Below are 21590 nucleotides of genomic sequence, written 5' to 3' on the forward strand. Positions count from 1 at the left end.
AGATTTTAGAGCTCGATCGCGCGAAAACCCAATTACTCGGGGATCAAATTAGCATCAGGAGGCCCAGCCGATTCAGGAATCGAGGGGGGTGCGGGTTCCGGAGCCGGAGCCGGAGGAGGAGCAGGTTCCGGAGCCGGAGCCGGGGCCTCTTCTCTCGCGGGCGGATTGTAAGGTTCCGGTTCCCTCGCGGGCGGATAGTAAGGTTCCGGTTCCCTCGCGGGCGGATTGTAAGGTTCCGGCTCCCTAGCAGGCGGATAGTAAGGTTCCGGAGCCGGGGCCTCTTGTCTCGCAGGCGGATAGTAAGGCTCGGGAGCTGGCGCGTAATCCTCCTGTCTGGGAGCTGGCGCGTACTCCTCCTGTCTGGGAGCTGGCGCGTACTCCTCCTGTCTGGGAGCTGGCGCGTAATCGCGAGCGGGTTCCGGCGCATATTCGCGAGCGGGTTCCGGCGGCGGCGCACTGTTTGCTCTGAGTTCAGCACTCCAGCGCCCGATCGCACCTGCGGCCTCTGAATACAGCGCCCTACCGTAACCGATTTGGGAAGCCGTATCGATCGCCGCTCCTAGACTGCCTTGAGATGCCAATTCCGCAGCTCGATCGAGAATCGGTCGGTCTTGAGCCACTTGCAGTTCGCTCACCCACTGATAAACATTATCCTGAGCTTTCGCGTACAAAGTCCTACCGCTCTTAATTGCCGAAGCTTTTTCAATAGCAGCACTAAGTTTTCCTTGCTTCGCCAGCGCGATCGCTTCATCTAAAAAAGGCTGATCTTCAATAACTTCTATGCGTTTCGTCCACTGAGCCAAGAGAGTTTGCGCTTCTATCCTGCGGGGGCGGTTTTGAGCAATCAAAACTACCTGAGCGATGCCCGCCTTCAGTCCTTCAACGGTTTGCGGTTCTGCCAACTGCTTGGCCAGAGTCAGAAAAGATTCGTCTTCGATCCGCTGAATTTCCCGGCGCCAAGAAGCCACCAAAGTTTGAGCGTGAATCCGCCGCGGCTGCTTGAGTCCGATGGTTTGCGCTTGCTCGATCGCGAGTCTAAACGTCCCTATCTGACCGAAACTAGCGATCGTACTCGCCACTTGCAGCCGCACGAGATCTTGAAACTGCACCTGCAAATTTTCAATTTGAACTTGAGCTTGCTTGTACAGAGGGCGACCCGGAGCAATTTGGCTAGCCGCCCCCTGCCCTTCAAGCAAGCTAAAAATGTGTTGCGGCAGCGGAGTTGATATCGACTGGTTCCACGTCACTGCCTGAGCCCTACCCAACTGCATCAAATCTTGAGCTTCCGCAAACAGTAGCGAATCCTGCGGCACAACAGAAGCAGCCTCGATCGCCCCCGGCAGGTCTTTCGCCCCCAACCGCTTAGTAGCCATTGCCAGCAAAGTCCGGCTCCAGCCCTCAATTTCCTTCTCAGCTTTAGCACGGGCAAAAAGCTGCGAGTCTATTTTACGAGCCAGGACGATCGCCTCAGCGAACTTTTGCGGAGTTCCGTCCTTCGCCAAATCTCTAGCCTCTTGCAAGCGCTGCCAGCCGTTTCTTTCCAAAGAAATCTGCTGGATCAGCTCGTTGTAACGCTTCTGACTCCAGAAAATATTTTCCAGCTTAAATAGAGCTTGAGCATAATCCCAGGCTTTCCTTAAATCCTCACTTTTCAAAGCTGCTAGGGCTGTATCGTAGAGTTTTTGGCCCTCCTGCCAATTTTTTTCCCAAGCAGTCACAGCCTCTTCTACCTCGGGGTAAGACGGACTGGTTTTCGGAATTTTCGCCACAATCTCCAGAGCGCCTTTCAAATCGCCCAGTTCAATTTTTGCCCTCGCAAATGCCAGAATGGCTTTCGACCATTCCCCTATCAAATGTTGACCTTGCGAGTATAGCGGATGTTCTTTCGGCCAAGCCTGCACCAATGCCATTGCCGATTCTAGCTGTTCTAGCTTGCCCGACTTAGCAGCTTGTTGAGCGCAGTAAAGTCGCTCTCCATCCGCCGCCAGCGGCGACAGTTGCTGGCAATTCGGCGGTGGCGGCATCGTCAGCAACCACAGAAATGCAGCGGCACCGGTTACTCCAAATCCCACCAGGAGACTCAGCCAGATAAGCTGCCACTGCCAAAAAGTTCTTTTTCCCTCGGTCGGCCCGGCCGTTACGAAGGAACTCGCATCGCCTGTCGCCTCTGCACTGAACTGTGCCGTCGGTTTGGGGGATGGGTTGTATTGCGGTGGTGTGTGGAATTGGTCAGATTGTCGTCTCGCCATTACTTCAGCCTGTCCTGTAATGCGCACTCTTCACGTGACACTCCCACATCAAATCATAGATTGTGATGTCGGCTTCTAACTCCTGTTAAGGAGATCGAGAACTTCCTTCAAGGTACTGGCAATCTTTCCCTCTACGGCGTTTTATAGTGAGGTTTGTGTCTGGCCCCACTGGTTGCTTCCGAGTATTTTAGGCTCTCGAAGCACGTAAATCATACCAGTTATCAAACAGTTATTGACAGATCCCGGGGCCGTTTAGCAGAAAAAACAGTATAAAGCCCCGTCTGTCGATCGATTTTAGATTTTAGATTTTAGATTTTAGATTTTAGAATTGACTCTGCACATGAATTGGGGGAGGGATTCAACTAAGCTCTCCTATTAAATCCGGGTCTGAAATTCCCCGATCGGACTCAGCGGTTGAAACCCCAATTACACAAACTTTGCTCCACTCCAAGCCGATTAAAAAATAAAGGGGGTATTAAAGCCGGATTTGGTCTACACTTTGTACCTGGAGGGGGTAGGATTGATTTTTTGGGTTTAGTCGTAAATTTTATTCCCGATCGCCAAACTTGCCGATCGAGTTTCATTTTTCTGTTTTCATTTTTTTAGACTGTGCCGAATTCCGGCTGGCGACGGCAAAAAAACCGATCGAGCGCAGCTAAATACTTAAATCATTTTATACGACCGACAGGCCGAGCGCAAAGATCGGTTTTGCTTCCAACAGCCGGTGCTGTATCCGTTACGAAGCCTTTGGCGCATCGCTGACACTCGATGCTTCTTGCGTGGCGGACTCTGCCGCTCGATATCCGTAGAAATCTATCCGGTAGTCTACAATTTTGACACCTGTTTGCTCTTGGATGAGCTCGATCAAGTCGATCGGCAGTTCCACATGAACGTCCAGAATCTGAGCCGTATCAAGACAATTGACGTGAGAGTGAGAGTCGCTGACATTGCCGTACAAGCGTCCCTCCGAGCGTTCTATGCACTCAATAATCCTTTCTCTCGACAAAGCTTCTAGATTTTGATACACAGAAGTATGACCGATCGAATGCGCTTGTTTGTTGAGGCGATCGTAAATTTCGCGAGCGGAGAGGTGTTCTTTTGCCTCCCACAAAAGTTCTAGAATCAATCGACGCTGGCGGCTCAAGCGCATTCCTATCGCCTGACAGCGGTTTAAAGCATCTTCTAATGAACGAATTTGTTTCACAGCTACCGCCTTATAAAGCCTGCTCGATTTTTAATTCTGGTACAATATTGCACGCCTACATATCCACTAATTCTAACGCAGGGTTGCCCAACAGTAGAAGGTAGAGGGCAAAAATCTCGAATGAGTGAATTTTTTCGAGTTGCTGCGAGGGCGGGCGGCTGCCAGCACCCACCATAAATTTCTCCCCCTCAGAAATATTGCTTTGACCAAAAAATGGGTTTCAAGCCTCGCCCATAAGCGGGCGACTTTTTTGTGCTAGACTATTGCCGTAGAGTTTTTCCACGTCAAACGATCGTTCTGGAATTTAAAGTCAAAGGAAAAACAACTCAATACGCTGCAATAGATGAGGCGATTAGAACGGCTCAGTTTGTCCGCGTGCGACGTGAAAGTCGTGTGTAGGTGCATCAGCACTAAAGACTGAGGAGCCGTCTCCTCTATGGGACTCCTTCCCCATATTCCCATGTAAAAGGGTCAAGTACCCCGCCTACCGAGATAGTAAGTAATGAAACTAAGGGAATGCAAGGCACAAAAGCTGGAATACGGACAGCTCGTTTGATATATCCGGCAAGGGAAAGGGAGGTAAGGGTTAACGAAAGTGAATCATCGTAAGCTCCGTGAAATGACAATGGCGAAATGAGCTGATACGCCATGCCAAAAGGCAAGCAGGTAAGTCGTTGAAGTTCGGACATCAACGATGAAGGAGTAAAACCCCTGTCGGAGTATAGATGGAACCCGAACCTCTCGCAGGTCACATACACGAAACACGGTAAACCCCACTAGCTCTTGGGTAAGGTCGAAAGCCCAAGTAGGTCAACCGTAAGGAAGACGGAACTGCCGAGGGGGTAAAGGATGCCAGAAAAAGCGAAAGCCAAGGGTAACGCCCTGGATAGGGGTTCAAAATTTGCCTCTCACCAAAAGGTGGCAGACTTCTGGTAGGTCTTCAGCGATAAATCAAAGTAAAGGAATTGAACCGACGTGAAAGATAGGGTCAGTAATGACATCGGAACGAAGGAACCGTTGAGAACATGGGAATCCATCAACTGGAAACTTGTGAATAGACGGATTAAAAACCTGAGACGGAGAATTTATCGAGCAACCCAGAACGGACAGTGGAATAAGGTTCGCAGCCTTATGAAACTGATGATATGTAGCTACTCCAACCTACTACTGTCAGTGCGGAGAGTAACTCAAGAAAACGAGGGGAAAAAGACGGCTGGCATAGACGGTCAGACGGCAACCACCCCCTCCGAAAGAGTAAAACTCGTCAAAGAAATGAAGGATTACACCCTGTGGAAAGCTCAACCCGCTAGAAGGGTATATATTCCAAAAGCCAATGGAAAACAAAGACCATTAGGGATTCCAACAGTTAAAAACCGTATAGCACAAGCAGTAATCAAGAATGCACTGGAACCTAGTTGGGAAGCCCGAATGGAGGGTAGCAGCTACGGTTTCAGACCAGGTAGAAGCTGTCATGATGCCATAGAACACTCTTGGATTCGCCTTAATAAACAAGGGAATGACAGGTGGGTATTAGACGCAGATATCAAAGGCGCATTCGACAACATCAGCCACAACTTCATACTCAAAACTATTGGAGAAATACCAGGCAGAGAGTTAATTAAACAGTGGCTGAAAGCAGGTTATGTAGAATCTGAGATATTCCACGAAACGAAAAGCGGAACACCACAAGGGGGGATAATCTCACCCCTTTTAGCTAATATAGCGCTGGACGGAATAGAACAATTCCTAAGTCAATTTAAGAAAAGGCAAGGGAAGAACAAGTCTCCTAGAGCGCCTAAATATGGATTTGTCAGATACGCTGACGACTTAATTATCACCGCCGAAACAAAAGAGGATATTGAGGAAATAATTCCCTCGGTAAAGGAACTCCTCAAGACAAGAGGACTGGAATTAAATGAGGACAAAACCAATATTGTTCATATAGAACAAGGATTCAACTTTCTGGGATTTAATGTCCGACACTTCCAGGAAAGCTGTCTAGTAAAACCTCAAAAGGAAAAAGTCAAACTATTCCTTAGAGAAATTCGGGAATGGCTAAAAACCAATAAACACGCCAGCCCGGAAGCAGTTATCCAATACCTAAACCCCCGAATCAGGGGGTGGGGAAACTACTATAAGCACGGGGTAAGTAGCGAAGTGTTCAGCTATGTTGACCACCAAATTTTTCAGGCAATCTGGAAATGGTCACTAAGCAGACATCCAAACAAGGGGAAGAAGTGGGTGGCAGGAAAGTATTTCATCACTGTCAATGGCAGGAAATGGAACTTTCATGCAGCAGTTGAAGACAGAAATGGGAGGAAGAAAAACCTAATCCTAACGAAACTCGGAGACTTACCAATAACCCGCCACGTCAAAATCAAAGGAACGGCGTCCCCTGATGACCCCAACCTTACCGAATACTGGGAAAAACGTAGAACTAACTACGGAAAAACATATTTTGCCAAAGGTTCAAAGCTATTCAATGTAGCCCAGAGCCAAAGCTGGAGATGCCCCGTATGCGGTGAACACCTGTTCAATGGAGAAAAGCTACACACCCACCACAAAATGCAAGTGAAAGATGGGGGAACTAATAGGGAAAACAACCTAGTCCACCTACACCTCACCTGCCACAAGCACGTACATACGGGTAAAAGTTCTGAGGTTCTGGAGGCTTGAGCCGTATGATGCGAAAGTGTCAAGTACGGTTCTTAGGGGGGAGAGATGCGGCGACGTATGCTCTCCTACCCGACAACAAGTGCATCCGTTACTGGATGGACAACAGAGGCATTGGGCAGAAAGAGCTTTATCGCTACAATACAGCGCTGAGGGCTGAATTTCCGTTTGTCAAAACTTTGAATTCCCATGCTTGTCAAGCCTCGGTTGAGCGGGCTTATAATTCAATTGCTCGGTTTTACGACAATTGCAAGCGCCAGGTTCCCGGTCAAAAAGGCTATCCAAAGTTTAAGAAAAACTTTCGTTCAGTTGAGTACAAAACTTCGGGGTGGGCGCTTTCTGAGACGCGCAAGCAAATTACCTTTACCGACAAAAAGGGTATTGGCAAGTTGAAACTGAAAGGGACTTGGGATTTAAACTTCTACCAAATAGACCAAATCAAGAGGGTGAGATTAGTTCGCCGTGCTGACGGTTACTACGTCCAATTTGTAATAAGGCTCGATTTCCAGGTCGATACAAATTCCACAGGTAGAACAATCGGTTTAGATGTTGGACTCAAAGAATTCTATACCGATAGCAACGGTCATAGCGAACCGAACCCTAGATTTTACAGAAAAAGTGAGAAGCGGTTGAAGTCTCGACAGCGCCGGGTTTCTCGCAAAAAGAAAGGTTCTACCAATCGAAAGAAAGCCATTAATCGATTAGGGCGAGCACACCTCAAAATAAGTAGGCAGCGTCAAGAACACGCTAAGAAAATAGCGCGTTGCGTAATCCAATCTAACGATTTGGTCGCCTAGGTCGACTTGAGGATTAGAAACCTGGTTAAAAACCATTGTCTTGCCAAGTCGATTAATGATGCAGGTTGGTATCAATTCAGGAAATGGTTAGAGCATTTTGGAATTAAACTTGGGAAAATAACGGTAGCTGTTAACCCTGCGTACACTACTCAAAACTGCTCTAACTGTGGCACGGTCGTAAAAAAATCTCTATCTACTAGAACCCACATTTGCGAATGTGGACTTGAATTAGATAGAGATTGGAATGCGGCTAGAAATATCCTGAATCTAGCCTTGGGTACTACAGGTCATGTAGGAACCTGGATTTTAAATCCGAACGCTTCGGGAGATTCGACCTCTACTCAGGCTGGAGAAATCTTGTCTGGGCAAGTTGAGTCAATGAACGAAGAATCCTCACGCCTTTAGGCCCAGGAGTGTCAATCTATCTTCTACTGCCAAAACTCCTAGTTCGAGGATTTGATGGCGTTAACCAGTAACTTGGCGATTTCCGAGAGTTGCTTTTTGTTGAAAGTTTTGAGCAAAAGCTTGACTACCGCCTTCGGTTCGGCGGGAAGTGCTACTTGCTTCGACGCTGCGGCTGGGGCTGCTGCGGGGCTTGCCTCTGCTGGTTTTGGGCTTGCTGCCAAAAGTAGCAAATTTTTACTCGGAACGATCGTCTTGACTTTCCCCACTTGTACTAAATCGCCAGCTTCCTTGAGTTCTTTGATAATCAGCGGAGCTAAGACTTTATAAGAGTTTTTGGGATTGACGATCGCCGCTCTAGCGGTTTTTACTAAATTTTGCCAAGTCTCTATTTTACCTCCCAACTTATAGAGGCGAACGCACACAGCCGTCAACTCAGAGCGACTAGCAGCCGATTCTTTCTGCTTGAACACCTGCAACATTTCTTTGAGTAAAGTCATCACTTCAACAGCAAAATTCGCCGGTACGGCGCCCGCTGTTGGAGCGGCGGGGGTACCAGACCCAGCAGCCTGCACTTTGCCCGACGCCAATTTATTGAGGTGAGTTTCCAGTTGAGCAAAAACAGGCATAACCTGGTGCACGAGTTTTTCTCCCTCCTCATTCCTCAAGCCGAAAGGCCCCTCCAGTCGCCCCAGCAAGTCCTTAAGCGTATCAACTCCCTTTAAAAATAGGGATTCTGCCGTTTGGTCAACCTGCTTGACGGGCCCGTCCTTGAGCACCTTAAAACAATCTTCCAAGCGGTGAGCGGTTGTTTTAATACTATCTAAGCCGAGCATAGCCGCCCCTCCTTTCACGGAATGGGCGGCTCGAAACATCTCTTGGACGCTTTCGGGGTCTTTCATCGTGGACTTCAAATCCACTAAACCATTTTCTAGAGTATCGAGGTGCTCCTTAGCCTCCTCTATAAACAAACGCATAATTCGGTCTTGCTGATCTGACACGACAGTCCTCCTAACAATCTGTGCACCCTCCAGAAAGCACCCTGTTCGCGGGAGAAAACGCGACTCCTGCCCAGAGTCGGAAGCTCCCATGCAAAACATTCTAGCCTGCCTCAGCTAGCAGACTCAAAATACGGGTCTCAGGGCAATCTTAGCTCTAAAACTGGTGCGGTGGAGATTGAGGCTAGAGTTCTGAGGGAGTATCTGGAGCGATTTCAATGCCCATTCCTTGTTTCATCATCTGCTGATTCGTAATCAAGTCGTTTAACTCCTTGACTTCGACGCCGATGTCTTGGCAAGCCTGTTTCAGTTCCCGCTCGAAGGTGTTGAGGTCGCCTCCGTAGCCGCAAAACTTCGCGGCTGTGGCGATTCCTTGTTGGGCGTTTGCTTTGGCGCAGTCGATCAATTCAATGCCTTTGAGGGGTTGGGAGGATGCCATAATTTCAAACCGCAATTTATCTTTTCTCCCACTTTACCTAGAAGGTTGAGGTCGATCGATCTATCGAAAGGCATGAAAAATCCTGCCTGTGCTGAGTGTTGCCAATTCATAGCTATTTCTATGGAATTTCCTGCGAAGATGGCAGTAGTTGAGATTTTCTAACCCTGACTGTGCCTAAATTACACTAGATTACTGTGAAAAATGTTTCCCAACCTAAAATGCACTGGATCTGGAGCGTCCGGCACCGCCTGTTTGTCTCTGTTCTGTTTGCTATGGCAGTTGCTGTGTTGCTGCCGCCTGATTATCTCCCCCTGACTCGGACGCTGTGCATTTGGAACGCGGGCGCGGTCAGTTTTCTGATTTTGACTTGGATGCTGATGCTGCAAGGCACTCCCGAAATGATGCGCCACCACGCTCAGCAGTTGGATGCTGGCCGCTTAACAATCTTAAGTACGATCGTGGCAGCCGCTTGTGCTAGCTTGTTAGCTATCTTCTTCCTGCTGCGCGACACCAAAGGCCTGTCGCCTAATTTGCTTTTTCTGCACTTGGGGCTTTCTGTCCTCACAATTGTTGGGTCTTGGATGCAGGTACACACTATCTTCACCATGCACTATGCCCGCAGCTACTACAAAAACCGCAGCAAGCAGCACGGCAGCTACTCGCAGGCGGGGGGTTTGGATTTTCCGGGCGACGAGGAACCAGATTACAAAGATTTTTTATATTTCTCTTTTGGTATTGGCATGACTTGCCAAGTTGCAGACGTGCAGATCACTTCTCGTTCCACGAGGTATCTCGTGCTTTTTCACAGCGTGCTGTCGTTTTTTTTTAACACCGCTATTCTGGCTATGAGCGTCAATATTATTGCGGGATTGAGTTGAGATGATTCTGTCGCAGCGGAAAGTTTCACGCTAATAATAGTTCGACTGCTTAGATTAGATCGGGGCGGTCTATCCAAGTTATCTGTCCGAGTTGAGTATTTTAATAAAGTCCTGCTATCATTGGGATGGAGAACTAAGTATCATGGTTTAGGTGAGTTTTACAGTGAGTAAGAAGAAACGGAAGAAAGAGAAAACCTCTGCCCAAGCCAATAATAAAAACCAGTCTAAAGGTTTTGCCACTCGTCGCGTCGAAAAAGAATTTACTGGATTCACTTATCACAAGATGTCATCACCGTTGGAGGGAATGACTGAAGACGAAAGAGTTGAATTTATTAAGAAATTAGGTGAAAACTTCGAGCAACAATTTGAGACCTCTTTTGAAACATTGCAAAAACAAATTTTTCAGGTTGAGCCTTGTTCTTTACTATCGTTTTTTGCCTACTACGATTTAACTACTTCACCCGGTATAAATCGTGAATGGACTGAAAAAAATCCAATCCTTCAACATCATGTAGAATTTCTACAAGGTCTTCTTCTTCAGCATTCACAAGATTCATTTGATTTCAGACCGGCTCTACCACAAGACTTTGTTGAATTTCGCCAACTGGTTCAGGATGTCACACGGGGATTTAACATGAAATCTTTATCCCTAGCAGATCCATCGACAACCATAGAGCAGCATCAGAAGCTTATCACAGTAGAAGGGATCAGGGCAGATACTCAAGCTGTACGTAACTGGGGATATCCGCAACAAGTTAAGCGGATTGTTTCGGATTTATTCTCAAGCCTGGATGATACGATCGAGCAAAGAATTGGAGTTCGAGTTGGTTGTTTAGTTGAAATGTGGTTCCAAATACTCGATATTGTTGAGTACAGAATTAATCAGCATCGGAATTTAACTCTGCCTTCACTCCGAGCCAAAAGTATCAAAATTGCTATCAAAAAATATTATCAAGCTTTTCCCGATCTTACTTCATCTCCAGAAGACCTCTCAGCCTATGTTCAAGAGGAAGGTTTAACTCTTGACGGCTTAAGAGCTATGATTTTCAGTCAAAGTGATCTACGACTAAAACATATTTACACATTAACACTCGATACGTTTGTAGATGCTTACCCAAAAGCTGTTAATCCAGAAGCATTAAAAGATGTCCTGAATGCATGGTCGCTATCTTTCGGAGATTTATCAGACTGGAATCCAGAACATTTATTTCTTGGCAATCCTGTTTGGCATAAACCTCTCATCAAGCTTGAGGTTGGAACTTATTTCTGCCCAATTATAACACTATTCTTAAATTATTTCATAGATATTATGGAAGCTATTATTAAACCTCATGCTGACATTTATAAAAAATATGAAGAGCGTAGGGGAAATTTTTTGGAGCAAGAGATTTATCAGCTTTTCCAAAAAGCTTTCCCATCTGCCAAGGTTTATCAAGGTAGCGAATGGTTCGATCCTACAACCAAGCAGACTTTTGAAACTGACCTTCTGGTTTTACTCGACTCCTATTTGCTAGTTGTGGAGGCTAAATCAGGTAGAGTGACTGAAGCGACAAAGCGTGGGGCATTTGAGAGCCTAAAGAAGATTGTCAAAAAATTAATGGTAGAACCCTCCATTCAATCGAAAAGATTTTGTGATTACCTGATAAAAAATCCAGGTTTGCATCAGTTGAAGAATCGCAAAGGCGAATTAAATGAAGTTGACTGTTCCCAAGTACGTGAGGTGGTTCGATTGAGTATTACTTTAGAGTCATTAGGTACTCTTTTTTGTCGTTCAACCGACCTGAAACAAGCGGGTTTAATTGCATCTGATCTTGAAATGTCTCCAACTATGTCTCTTGCTGATCTCGAAATTATCTTTGAAATTTTAGAGGGAAATTGCGACAAACTACACTACTTAGGGCAGCGTACAGAATTTGAGAAAAATTCTAATTATAGTGGTGAGGAGATTGATTTACTTGCCTTCTATCTTGATACAGGGTTTAATATCTTAAATACTGAGTTCGCTCAACAGCGTCTTCGCTTACGTGGACTGTCAAACATTTTTAATCCATTTTTTCTGAGAGAATTACCTAAAAGTGAAACTCCTAAACCGAAGCCTAAATTAACACATTGGTGGAGAAGCATTATCCAGCATATTGAAGCACAGCAGCCTGAGCGTTGGACTGAAATTGGTTGTGTACTTCTCAATTTTACTCATGATGAGCAAATAAAGTTTGAAGAACAGTTCAAACGAATTAAAAAAATTGTCAATAAGTTTTGGCAACTACCCGATCACAATAATACTTGTATATTCATTAGTGAAGCAAGTCCCGAGCGCGCCGTAGTGGCTGGCTTCGCCTATAAGCGTATTGATGAAGAAAAAAGAAATCGAACAATGGAAAATGCTGTGGATGAAGCTAGGAGCATTTCTCATGTGAGCCGAGTTGTGGTTATTGGGGTAGATGTTGAGCAAAATGATTATCCATACAGTGTAGCTGCCTGGCATCTCAATGAAGATGAGAACGCTTTTTAGTCAATAGACAATTGACAAGGGAAAATATAGTTTGAAAGCTCGAAAATTGAAAAGTGTAGACCGCATTTTCATGCCGTCAGTCTTGGGAAATCGGTACGTCGTGCAGCAAACAGTAAGCAAGCTTGAATATCTGCAAGCTCCAAGTCCGGGAAATCTTCTAAAATCTCAGTAACGCTGACGTTCTCAGCCAGCATTTCTAAGATGTCGGTGACTCGAATTCGCATTCCTCGAATGCAGGGACGACCACCACACTGACCGGGGGTTTGGGTAATGCGAGTTAACAAGCCAGTCGTTGAGTTCATCAGGGGTTGCCTGTAAGTTGCTTTGTTCGTCTCCATCTTACTGAGTAATCATCTCGAAAGCAGGTTTTTGCGTAATTCCTAATTTTTGTTGCCAAGTCGAAGTCATTACGAGTATGATTTAATAAGAAGCAAAACAGACCAACGCCATGAGGATTGAAGAAATACCCCTCAACCAGATTCGCCGCCCCCTGCCGCGAGTCAACGACCAAACTAAAGTAGCCGCCCTCATGGAATCCATCCGCGAGGTAGGTTTAAACGAACCCATCGACGTGCTAGAAGTAGATGGTCGGTATTACGGATTTTCGGGCTGCCACCGATACGAAGCTTGCCAGCGTCTCGGTTTAGAAACTATCCGCTGTAAAGTACGCCGAGCTACCCGTGCCGTGTTGCAGATGCACTTAGCCTGAGCCTCTCAACAGAAATTCACGACAGGCAAAGATATTCGATCGACAATCACTAATAACAAGCTAAAAACCTATGACTGCCAACAACCACAAACAACATCTTTACCCCACCCGCATCGATATGTCAGCCGCCACCCGCTCTCAAGTAGTCGGGCTGCTCAACGCCACGCTGGCAACGACTCTGGACTTAAAAACTCAAGTCAAGCAAGCTCACTGGAACGTTAAAGGCATGGACTTCTACCAGTTGCACTTGCTGTTTGACGAAATGGCAACAGAACTCGAAGAATACGTTGATACGGTTGCCGAACGGGTTACAGCTTTGGGCGGTTTGGCTGTAGGAACAGCCCGCACAGCCGCCGCAGATTCGATTTTGCCAGAATTTCCTTTCGACATTTTAGACGGGAAAGAATACGTGACGGCTTTAGCCGATCGCTACGCACCCTACGCCCAACACCTGCGAGTCGCCATCAACAAAACAGGCGAACTCGGCGATGCCGATACAGCGGATCTGTACACCGAAATTTCGCGGACAATTGACAAGCGTTTGTGGTTCCTAGAAGCCCATTTGCAAGCTTCTGCGACAACTGCAACAGCCGCAGCCGAAAAAGTTGCCGTCAAATAGCCACATAAAAAGTTGTGGGGTGGGCGCCCGAGCCCGCCCCACAGATGTATTTCCTTAAGGCTCGTGACAGTTTACGATCGAGAATATGTCCATTTATTAATTTGGATGAATTTTTCGTGACTGCCAATACTCCAGATTATGCTCCTCAACTGCAACGCCTGATGCAACAGGCGGGGCTTTCGAGCGATCGAGAACTCAGCAACAAAGCAGGAGTTTCCGAGATCCAGCTAAGTCGCCTGCGTCGCGGTTTAGCCCTGCAAACCAGAGCCGACATCCTCCTCAAAATTAGTCAAGCTTTGCAAATTTCCTTACCCGAACTGCTCGCAACCTTGGCGCCAAATTATGTAGAGTTAGAAAAGACACCACCGACAGCCCTAGAACAAGAATATCAGCGCCTGCAAGCTTCGATCGAACAGCAGCGAGAATCTTTGATGCAGGAATTCCAGCTATCTAGCGTGCAAATTTTAGAATCTTGGATGTTGCAGTGGCCGACTGCTGCGAGCAAAGCTCAGGAAAATCACAACTTGCGGGCTCAGAAACTACTGCCCTTGCTGCGGCCCGTCGAGCAGTTATTAGAGCATTGGGGAGTGGAGTCGATCGCCCCAGTCGGAGCCCAGATTCCCTACAACCCCCAACAGCACCAGCTCATGGAAGGAACAGCCGATCCCGGAGAACCCGTCAAAGTCCGCTACACAGGCTACAGACAAGGCGACAAACTGCTCTACCGCGCCAAAGTTAGCCCAGTTTGATGAATACCAGAAGGCATTCGGCAGAACAAATATTGTCCCTCTCTCAAAATTCACTCCCGGCGAAGCGCTGCGACTGCGATCGGCGTTACGATCCGCGACGATCGCCATCTTTTGCACTCAAAACAATTCTCCCGCTCTCAGGCTCTGGCACTTTCCCCCTCTCTTATTTGGCTCGGAGTCCATCTCGCAGCTATACTAGCCTAGTCTGGCTAGAAATTCTGACATTCCCACCGCAAAATATGAGTCCTGTAGTTAAAATTATTCAGCCCTCTGGCATTTTAGACGGCACCAAGGCAAGTCAATTCCGCCAAGAGATTAGCGACCTAGTGGAAGCGGGAGCCGATGTGGTATTGATAGACTTCACTGATGTGACATTTATGGATAGTTCTGGTTTGGGCGCTTTAGTCTTGGCACTCAAAACAGTCCGGGCCGCTGGGAGTCAATTAGTTGTCTGTTCTATCAACGAGCAAATCCGCATCTTATTTGAACTCACCAGCATGGATCGAGTTTTCGAGATATTTCAAACCCGCGATGCTTTTAATAGCAAAATTCTCTCAACTAACTAAATCTTTTGGCGGCTGCCTTCTTGCTATTTTGTCGCAGATGTGCTGCAAGAGGTCAGCTAGCCAAAGTTTACCTTCAGTAAAGACCAATCATCATCAAAAACTGCTTTAGCGTTCAACTTTTGAATGTAGTTCAAAACCAGCTCTAACTGGTCGGCACTTGCACCGTTGTAAGCTGCTAACAGGTCGATGAAAGGGTCAAGCCCCCAGATATTGCCGTCAGGTTGGTGGATCTCGTATACCCCGTCGCTAAAGATGTAGAGAGTGCTCAAATCCTCGACATCGCAGCAATTATCGACATAGGGGGCGTCGGGGAACATCCCGACCGGCATTCCGGGGGTTTTTAATCGCTGGATTTTAGCGGTGCTCGCAGGGGACTGGGAAATCAACACGGCCGGTGGATGACCGGCGCTAGCATAAACTAGCTGGCGAGAAATGCGGTTGTAAACGCCATACCAGATGGTGAAATACTTGTCGTTTTGGTAGCTCATCTGGAAGGTGGTGTTCAGGGCTCGCAAAACGTCGCTGGGTTTGTAGTAGTCTATGTTGGGGAGCGCGCGCGATCGCAGCAAATTCAAAACTGCCACCGAAGGCAGCGCCGCCCGCAAACCGTGACCGGCTACGTCGAGCAAGTAAATCGCCAAATAATCGGCATCCAGCCAGTTGTAGTCAAAGCAATCTCCCCCCAACTGCCGGGAGGGAATGAATTTTGCTTCGATGCTGATAGGTTCCGTCATCGGATCTGGCAGCAGCGATTGTACGTACTCGGCGGCCTCGGCTAACTCTGCTTCCAGACTTTGCTTGGCTATTTTCAAATCTCGGCTGAGTTGGTGCAGCCGCAATCCGGCGCGTACTCTCGCTTGTAATTCGTTGAGTTCGATCGGCTTGGAGATAAAGTCGTCGGCACCGGCGTCGAGCCCTTTGACTCGATCGGCGATCGAACCCAAAGAAGTCAACAAAAAGAATTGTGTAGTTGACAGATCCGGATCTGCCTTAACTCGACGGCAGACATCTATGCCGGTCAAGCGCGGCATGATCCAATCGCAAATTATCAGGGCCGGACGCAATTTTTGCGCCTGGGCTACACCGTCTTCGCCATTGCTTGCTACTGTTACTTCGTAACCCTGTTTTTTCAGGGTTCTTCTCAGCAGTTCTTGAACAGCCGTATCATCGTCAATAACCAGAATTTGAAACATGGGCACTTAGGTACTACAAGTTTTTCAAGGTCTGGGGGCCATTTAAAATATATCCTGTCAGCGCCCTTGTCTGAGATTGAGTATAGTTTATTGACATCGCTTTCGAGGTAATTGCTTTTGAGGGCGGGTCGTTGAGTTCAATTTACGTTAAAATTTGATGGAAATTTGGCGCGATCGAACTTCACTCAGTTTATACTCAGAATATAAATTTTTATAGACTTTTATTTGCCACAGGCGCTGGTTGACATGGAAGTGCTATTTATGGTATAGTGGCTAACCGATTAGTGGATTAGACATCGATCCACGGCCCTCCAAAGCTAGTATCCTCAAACTACCGTTCAATTTTGCCGCAGTTATACTTGGCTTCGTTGTATTTTATCTGCTTGTATTGTGTCTCGTTGTATTTTGCCCGCTGGCCGATGAAGAACTTCTGTGGTGAGCGTGATTGAATTAAAGGGTTCCGAAAAGTTGCCGATGCTAAAAAAAGCGGATCTTCAAGTCAATACAGGTCTGAATGGATTAAGCTGGGTTTTGTCGTGGTTTGCACAATTGTACGACTCGCGAATTCCTACAAGTGTGTGGATACGGTGTCAGTTAGCTTTGGCTGAGGGCTTTACGAATGCGGTGCGTCACGCCCACAAGGGCAAACCAGCGGATTTGCCTGTTGACATTCAGGTGGCGGTGTTAGCTGAATCTTTAGAGATTAAAATTTGGGACTGGGGCGATCCGTTTGATTTAGAGAAAAAAATCCAAGATATTTCGGAAAAAGTCGATATTCATTCTCCGGGCGGGCGGGGTCTAAAATTGATCAAAGACATCGCAGACAGTATTAGTTACGAGAGAACGGCTGATGGACGGAACTGTTTGTCGATGGTCAAAAATTATTCGCCCTGTATCGACGATCGAAAATAACACTAATATTTTTAGCGGGGAAGGGTTGAGGGTAGCCCATCTTCCCGCCCCCTAAGAACAGTGCGCGACTTTAAAGCTGCGTAGCACTTGATTATATTTTGATTTGACTCCTTCCCTAGATACTGGCAATTCCCATAGCATCGGTATTTCCGGTTCTTCCGTACTTAGTGTGCTAAAACATTATGGTTCTGCCGTCCGAAGCAGATTAACTCGCAAATGAGGTAATCTCGGTGAGAATTTATATTGGTCTAGATGTTCTCAAACGTTTCAGAGGCGGGGATGAGGCAGAAGTCTGATTTTTTATTTTAGCAAATTAGTTGGCTTCTAATATGGGTAACATTAACGAGAGAGTGGATTAGCTGGAGAACCAATGCGAAAAAGGATCGTAAAAACATTATCATTCAATAATAAACGATTCCCAAAAACATCATCACCATAATCATATTGCTTATTTTGCCAATTGAGGGATAGGGTAGGACTGTTGTAGTTATTTTCCAGTTGCCAACTTACACTAGCACCGTAGAGAGAGCGAGTTGAGTTTTTATCGATGGGGGCGATATAACCAGACAGAGTGAGAGTGCTTAGAGGACGGATGGTTAATTCAGCCAGTAACCGATCGTCGTAGGAATTGGGTAGGATATCACCAAAATAGTTGGTCAAACCCAGAGAAAAAATTCCCCAATTCAGGCGAGCGCTAAGGGCTACTTCACTAGCTGGTGAAATACTAACTACATCACCAATTCTTGTTTCTCGATCGAGAGCATAATTGAAGCCAGTTGATAAGGTTAAATTTGCCCGCCTACTGAAGCGAAAGGTTTTGGCGACACTCCCCCAAAGTTGGCTGTAATAATCGCGATCGGGGTTGAGATAACCAATCGCACCGCCCCGAAAACTCCAATTGTTTAGCGTGTTTCTCGTGTAATCAGCACCGAGGTAGAGTTTGGGCTTTTCTGAAGCAATCACACCCGTATAGTATCGCAGGATATCTTCACCTCCCGTCCAGTTTCCGGTAAAGCTGAGATGAGGATAGTAACGGCTTTTTTCCCGATAGATACTTTCTCTAACAAAATTGACATCTTGCTGTAAAAAACCTAAATAAACTTGGGCATAAAAATTCTGCAAATTGGCAGTAGAATACTGATTTTGGTTAACCGCAGAGAATAACTGTACATTGGTATTTGCTCCACCTTCTGCACCAGCATCCACAAGGGTGACTTGTGGCCCTGTTGGATCGTAAAAGATTCGACCATCTTCAATATTGCGATCGATCACGGGAGAAAGACCGAGCCAAAGGCTGTTATAATTGGCTCTAGGAACTTGATTTAAGCTGGTGACATTAGGCGTTAAACTTTCTGCCCGTCCGACTCCGGCGGAATATATCGTAAAACTACTGCTGGGTAAACGAGTATTATTAGCCGCTAGAAATAAGTTGCGGTTGATATTAGTATTGACCGGATTTTTACTGCCTTGTAGGTTAGGAATGACATCGGGTAAAATTTGCGCCCCCGCTTGAATTGCCGTATTGAGCCAGCGATTTTCATCATCAACAAAGAGAGTAAAGCCTCGAATCGTTCGTCCTAAAACGGCTTCTCGATCGTTGGCTTTAACAACTTGACGAACTCGGGAAACAGTACCTGCAATCGTATAGTCAACTTCTTCTTTTCTCTCAACTTTTGTTTTTTGGGATTGGCTGTTTCCCGGATAAGCACCAGAATTGGGAAAATAAAAATCGACGCCAATCGGTTGACTGCTGGTTCCCCCTTGAAAGCCTGGAAGCTGCATAAAAGCCAAAGTTTCCGGTTTGACAACCTCCCCAACCTGAGACGTTTGAAAGACGCGGGTAGGTACGAAAAACTCTGGATCTATACTATTGCGATCGATAACTAAACCTGGGGTATAAGTACATTGTTGGTCACTGGGAGTATTGGGAAAAATACAAGCCCCCGTTAAACTCATTTGAATTTCTAACCCCGTCATGGTTTGGGGTGCGGTAGTTGTGGTTGTAATTGTTCGTTCTAGGGGAACAGTCCGCAGTTGAAAATAAGTGCCTTTTTGGTCTACTCTATAAATATTATTTCGGCTTAAGCTTTCACTGACTCGACTGTTAAGTTTGAGAGTGCCATTAAAAAAAATATCGCTGTCTGTGGTGTCAGCAAAAGTATGGAAACCACTAAACTCCCATTCAGTTAGATGGCTGATAGGAATGTCATTGAGAGGTAAAGTAGTCGTGAATGGGCTAATTTTTTCGTCTGGAGCGATTCGAGGTGGAATAATGTAATCGGGGTCAGTAGATGGCGCAGAAGGTTGGGGCAATCCGTTAGGATTATTAGTTGATGAGGGTTTTGTGGGTTCAGGTTCAGAGGCTAAATTTGGGGATGAGGGTTCTAGGTTTGTAGCAGAAGTAGACCAGTTTGGTGTTTCTGATAAAGGGGTGGCTTGTGGAAGGTCGGAAACACTTGGAGCGATTCGAGGTGGAATAATGTAATCGGGGTCAGTAGATGGCGCAGAAGGTTGGGGCAATCCGGTAGGATTGTTAGTTGATTGGAGTTCTTTGGGTTCAGGTTCAGGGGCTAAATTTGGGGATGAGGGTTCCAGGTTTGTCGCATCAGTAGACCTGTTGGGTGTTTCTGATAAAGGGCTGGCTTCTGGAAGGTGGGAAACACTGGGAGCAATTCGTGGTGGAATAATGTAATCGGAGTCAGTAGATGGCGCTGAATGTTGGGGCAATCCGCTAGGATTGTTAGTTGATTGGGGTTCTGTGGGTTGAGGTTCAGAGGCTAAATTTTGGGATGAGGGTTCCAATTTTGTAGCAGAAGTAAACCAGTTGGGTATTTCTGATAAAGGGCTGGTTTCTGGAAGGTCGGAAACACTCGCAGCAGAGGACTCCAGTTGATTGGATGTGTCGAGTAAATTGGAGCGAGTTTCTGCTATAGCTGGGGTTGAGTAAGCGATGCTCAGGAGAGTCAAACCGACAATACTACCATTGTATGCTGTTGAGAGGAGCGCAGTAGGGTTAACGATAAATTTGAGGAGGTTAATCATCATTAAAAGCGCGGCAAGTAGGGATGAAATATATGAGTTAATACAGTGATTTAACTCTGAGATCCTGATGATTTAATAACAATTAAATTTCTGGCTTTAATATTGTTATAGTGCATCTAAATCATTGGTACAAATATGTAGGCGTAGCGCCCCCGTGCCTACCCACCGATCGGGGCAACCACGGGGGGTTTGCCCCTACAAGAATTACACAATTTATTTAGGCTCGCTATAGATGCAATAAAAAAATGTTTATTGCATGAATATTTTGAATTTTTAATAATTCTAAAATTATAATCAAAGGTGCGCTAACGGAAGTTAACGCACCTGATAATTTCAGAATAGAGACAATTAGGTAACGTCTATCGCGCTAGCGCTGCTAAAATCAGCCGCCCCAATCAAGGCGGAATTCGTGTTAATTAAAGAAGCGAGGGTTTCTCCTGTTGATGCAATTTTAATTAAGGTGGAAGTGCCACTTTGGGCAATCTGTAAAGCGCCGAAAGTTAAACCTCCATCTAATCGGATTCTGTCTACGCCATCTTGGAAATTGTAGATGGAATCCAGACCCATTCCCGATGCCAAAACAAAGGTATCAAACCCTGCATTACCATAAAGCCGATCGCTTCCTGCACCGCCATTGAGGATATCATTTCCATCACCCCCATAGAGGATGTCATCACCGTCACCACCGAGGAGTTCGTCATTACCGGCATCTCCATAAAGGCGATCGCTGCCATTACCCCCCAACAGCACATCGTTATCATTGCCACCATAGACAATATCGTTGCCGTCGCCGCCATCAATGGCATCGTTTCCGGCGTTACCATAGAGGGCATCGCTCCCTGCAAAACCGTCGATTTGGTCATCAGTCGCAGTACCCCGCAGAATGTCGTTATTGGGTGTACCGGAGATTGGATTATAAAAGGGGTGCTTGATTATTGGGTCTAGTGAGCCGCTATTGCCTTCCATGAAATAATTTCTCCTGAAAATAGTGAATTTGCGTCAAAGTAGCGAAGAGATAATTTACCTCCATACACACCTGAAAACTTGGCGGTGAAATAGTTACAGAGGTCAGCGTGCAAAAAAGTCGCAGAAGTTGCCGCCGTGGCCGCCAATTGCTGAATTGTTACGGAAGCTAATACCGTTCGTCCTCACCACAGCGCTATTGAGCAACAGACGATCGCCGAGTCCTGCGGCACTGCCAATGGGTAGGGCAGAGGCAGCGATTTGAGCGCCTGTTAGTTTGTGGAGTCGTGCGATGAACTCTTGGCCAGCATCTCCGGCTGCAACCTTACAGCCATAGAAGACGAGGTTGGCAACATTCCACTGTTGCAGTTGAGTCGCGTAGCCGTTGAGGGTATCTAAACTCAGTTGGCTATTTCCCAGATACAAGCAACCGGGGGAACCGTGGGAAATAATATGAACGGCATCGATATTCTGACGGTGTTGTAAAACCAGGCTAATTTGCTCCATGCCATCGGCCGTCCCATCTAGGACAAAAACTTCAGTAGTGGAAATGACACCCTCAATGAGTAGATCGGCGTTTTCTACTCCGGCATCGATAAAAACAATTCTGGTGGCTGGATTGATAGTTTTTGAAGTATTGAGCATGGGGTTTCCTCTGGGGAGTGTCCTGTTATTCATCACAAGG

At 46.5% G+C, this 21590-nt stretch carries 17 protein-coding genes and 2 pseudogenes; 10 read left to right on the forward strand and 9 right to left on the reverse strand.

Features of this window, described 5'->3' with window-relative positions:
* Positions 1 to 32: 32 nt before the first annotated feature.
* Together OSC7112_RS30205 and OSC7112_RS30210 are read right to left on the reverse strand one after the other, a co-directional pair.
* Positions 33 to 2249: a DUF3824 domain-containing protein gene (locus tag OSC7112_RS30205; protein WP_015179480.1), complete on the reverse strand. Its 2217-nt coding sequence runs from the start codon at positions 2247 to 2249 to the stop codon at positions 33 to 35.
* A 736-nt stretch (positions 2250 to 2985) separates the two neighbouring features.
* The gene (locus OSC7112_RS30210) at positions 2986 to 3453 is read right to left on the reverse strand and encodes a Fur family transcriptional regulator (RefSeq protein WP_015179481.1); all 468 of its coding nucleotides are present in this window, start codon (positions 3451 to 3453) and stop codon (positions 2986 to 2988) included.
* A 252-nt stretch (positions 3454 to 3705) separates the two neighbouring features.
* Here OSC7112_RS30210 and OSC7112_RS42660 point away from each other — a divergent pair, with 252 nt between their 5' ends.
* The 3 genes and pseudogenes from OSC7112_RS42660 (at position 3706) to OSC7112_RS40370 (ending at position 7328) form a co-directional block, all read left to right on the forward strand.
* Complete coding sequence (locus tag OSC7112_RS42660) at positions 3706 to 3852, forward strand: hypothetical protein (RefSeq protein WP_223300717.1); 147 nt, start codon at positions 3706 to 3708, stop codon at positions 3850 to 3852.
* A 576-nt stretch (positions 3853 to 4428) separates the two neighbouring features.
* Positions 4429 to 6129 (forward strand): group II intron reverse transcriptase/maturase, encoded by a 1701-nt coding sequence (gene ltrA / locus OSC7112_RS30215; RefSeq protein ID WP_015179483.1) that lies wholly within the window; start codon positions 4429 to 4431, stop codon positions 6127 to 6129.
* Between the two features lie 5 nt (positions 6130 to 6134).
* Positions 6135 to 7328, forward strand: a pseudogene (locus OSC7112_RS40370) (RNA-guided endonuclease InsQ/TnpB family protein).
* 38 nt (positions 7329 to 7366) lie between these two features.
* On the opposite strand, the gene OSC7112_RS30225 reads toward OSC7112_RS40370, so the two are convergent.
* Entirely contained in the window at positions 7367 to 8425 is a 1059-nt protein-coding gene (locus tag OSC7112_RS30225) for an Hpt domain-containing protein (protein ID WP_015179484.1), read from the reverse strand.
* Between the two features lie 82 nt (positions 8426 to 8507).
* Positions 8508 to 8762, reverse strand: coding sequence for a hypothetical protein (locus OSC7112_RS30230; RefSeq protein WP_015179485.1), 255 nt, complete (start codon positions 8760 to 8762; stop codon positions 8508 to 8510).
* Positions 8763 to 8956: 194 nt separating this feature from the next.
* On the opposite strand from OSC7112_RS30230, the gene OSC7112_RS30235 reads away from it, so the two are divergent.
* Positions 8957 to 9640 carry a DUF1345 domain-containing protein gene (locus OSC7112_RS30235; protein WP_223300718.1) on the forward strand — a complete coding sequence of 228 codons (684 nt, stop codon included), beginning with the start codon at positions 8957 to 8959 and terminating at the stop codon, positions 9638 to 9640.
* Between the two features lie 163 nt (positions 9641 to 9803).
* Positions 9804 to 12152, forward strand: a complete 2349-nt coding sequence (locus OSC7112_RS30240; protein ID WP_015179487.1) for a hypothetical protein — start codon at positions 9804 to 9806, stop codon at positions 12150 to 12152.
* Between the two features lie 68 nt (positions 12153 to 12220).
* Here the strand turns inward: OSC7112_RS30240 and OSC7112_RS30245 are convergent, their stop codons facing one another.
* Positions 12221 to 12454 carry a DUF433 domain-containing protein gene (locus OSC7112_RS30245; protein ID WP_006632006.1) on the reverse strand — a complete coding sequence of 78 codons (234 nt, stop codon included), beginning with the start codon at positions 12452 to 12454 and terminating at the stop codon, positions 12221 to 12223.
* A 140-nt stretch (positions 12455 to 12594) separates the two neighbouring features.
* Here OSC7112_RS30245 and OSC7112_RS30250 point away from each other — a divergent pair.
* The 4 genes and pseudogenes from OSC7112_RS30250 to OSC7112_RS30265 all read left to right on the forward strand — a co-directional run.
* Positions 12595 to 12861: pseudogene (locus OSC7112_RS30250) on the forward strand (ParB N-terminal domain-containing protein); the annotation flags it as partial.
* Between the two features lie 70 nt (positions 12862 to 12931).
* Positions 12932 to 13480: a DNA starvation/stationary phase protection protein Dps gene (gene dps / locus OSC7112_RS30255; protein ID WP_015179489.1), complete on the forward strand. Its 549-nt coding sequence runs from the start codon at positions 12932 to 12934 to the stop codon at positions 13478 to 13480.
* Positions 13481 to 13524: 44 nt separating this feature from the next.
* Positions 13525 to 14229 carry a helix-turn-helix domain-containing protein gene (locus OSC7112_RS30260; protein ID WP_015179490.1) on the forward strand — a complete coding sequence of 235 codons (705 nt, stop codon included), beginning with the start codon at positions 13525 to 13527 and terminating at the stop codon, positions 14227 to 14229.
* A 239-nt stretch (positions 14230 to 14468) separates the two neighbouring features.
* Positions 14469 to 14795, forward strand: coding sequence for an STAS domain-containing protein (locus tag OSC7112_RS30265; RefSeq protein ID WP_041623653.1), 327 nt, complete (start codon positions 14469 to 14471; stop codon positions 14793 to 14795).
* Positions 14796 to 14851: 56 nt separating this feature from the next.
* Here the strand turns inward: OSC7112_RS30265 and OSC7112_RS30270 are convergent, their stop codons facing one another.
* Entirely contained in the window at positions 14852 to 15988 is a 1137-nt protein-coding gene (locus OSC7112_RS30270) for a PP2C family protein-serine/threonine phosphatase (RefSeq protein ID WP_015179492.1), read from the reverse strand.
* A gap of 432 nt (positions 15989 to 16420) precedes the next feature.
* On the opposite strand from OSC7112_RS30270, the gene OSC7112_RS30275 reads away from it, so the two are divergent.
* On the forward strand, positions 16421 to 16900 hold the full coding sequence (locus OSC7112_RS30275; protein WP_015179493.1) for an ATP-binding protein: 480 nt from the start codon (positions 16421 to 16423) through the stop codon (positions 16898 to 16900).
* A 339-nt stretch (positions 16901 to 17239) separates the two neighbouring features.
* On the opposite strand, the gene OSC7112_RS30280 is transcribed toward OSC7112_RS30275, so the two are convergent.
* The 3 genes from OSC7112_RS30280 to OSC7112_RS30290 form a co-directional block, all read right to left on the reverse strand.
* The gene (locus OSC7112_RS30280) at positions 17240 to 19945 is read right to left on the reverse strand and encodes a hypothetical protein (RefSeq protein WP_015179494.1); all 2706 of its coding nucleotides are present in this window, start codon (positions 19943 to 19945) and stop codon (positions 17240 to 17242) included.
* 345 nt (positions 19946 to 20290) lie between these two features.
* Positions 20291 to 20908, reverse strand: a complete 618-nt coding sequence (locus OSC7112_RS30285; RefSeq protein WP_015179495.1) for a calcium-binding protein — start codon at positions 20906 to 20908, stop codon at positions 20291 to 20293.
* Between the two features lie 102 nt (positions 20909 to 21010).
* Complete coding sequence (locus OSC7112_RS30290; RefSeq protein WP_015179496.1) at positions 21011 to 21550, reverse strand: DUF4347 domain-containing protein; 540 nt, start codon at positions 21548 to 21550, stop codon at positions 21011 to 21013.
* Positions 21551 to 21590 lie beyond the last annotated feature (40 nt).

This window comes from Oscillatoria nigro-viridis PCC 7112, from assembly GCF_000317475.1.
GTDB classification, from domain to species: Bacteria; Cyanobacteriota; Cyanobacteriia; order Cyanobacteriales; family Microcoleaceae; genus Microcoleus; species Microcoleus nigroviridis.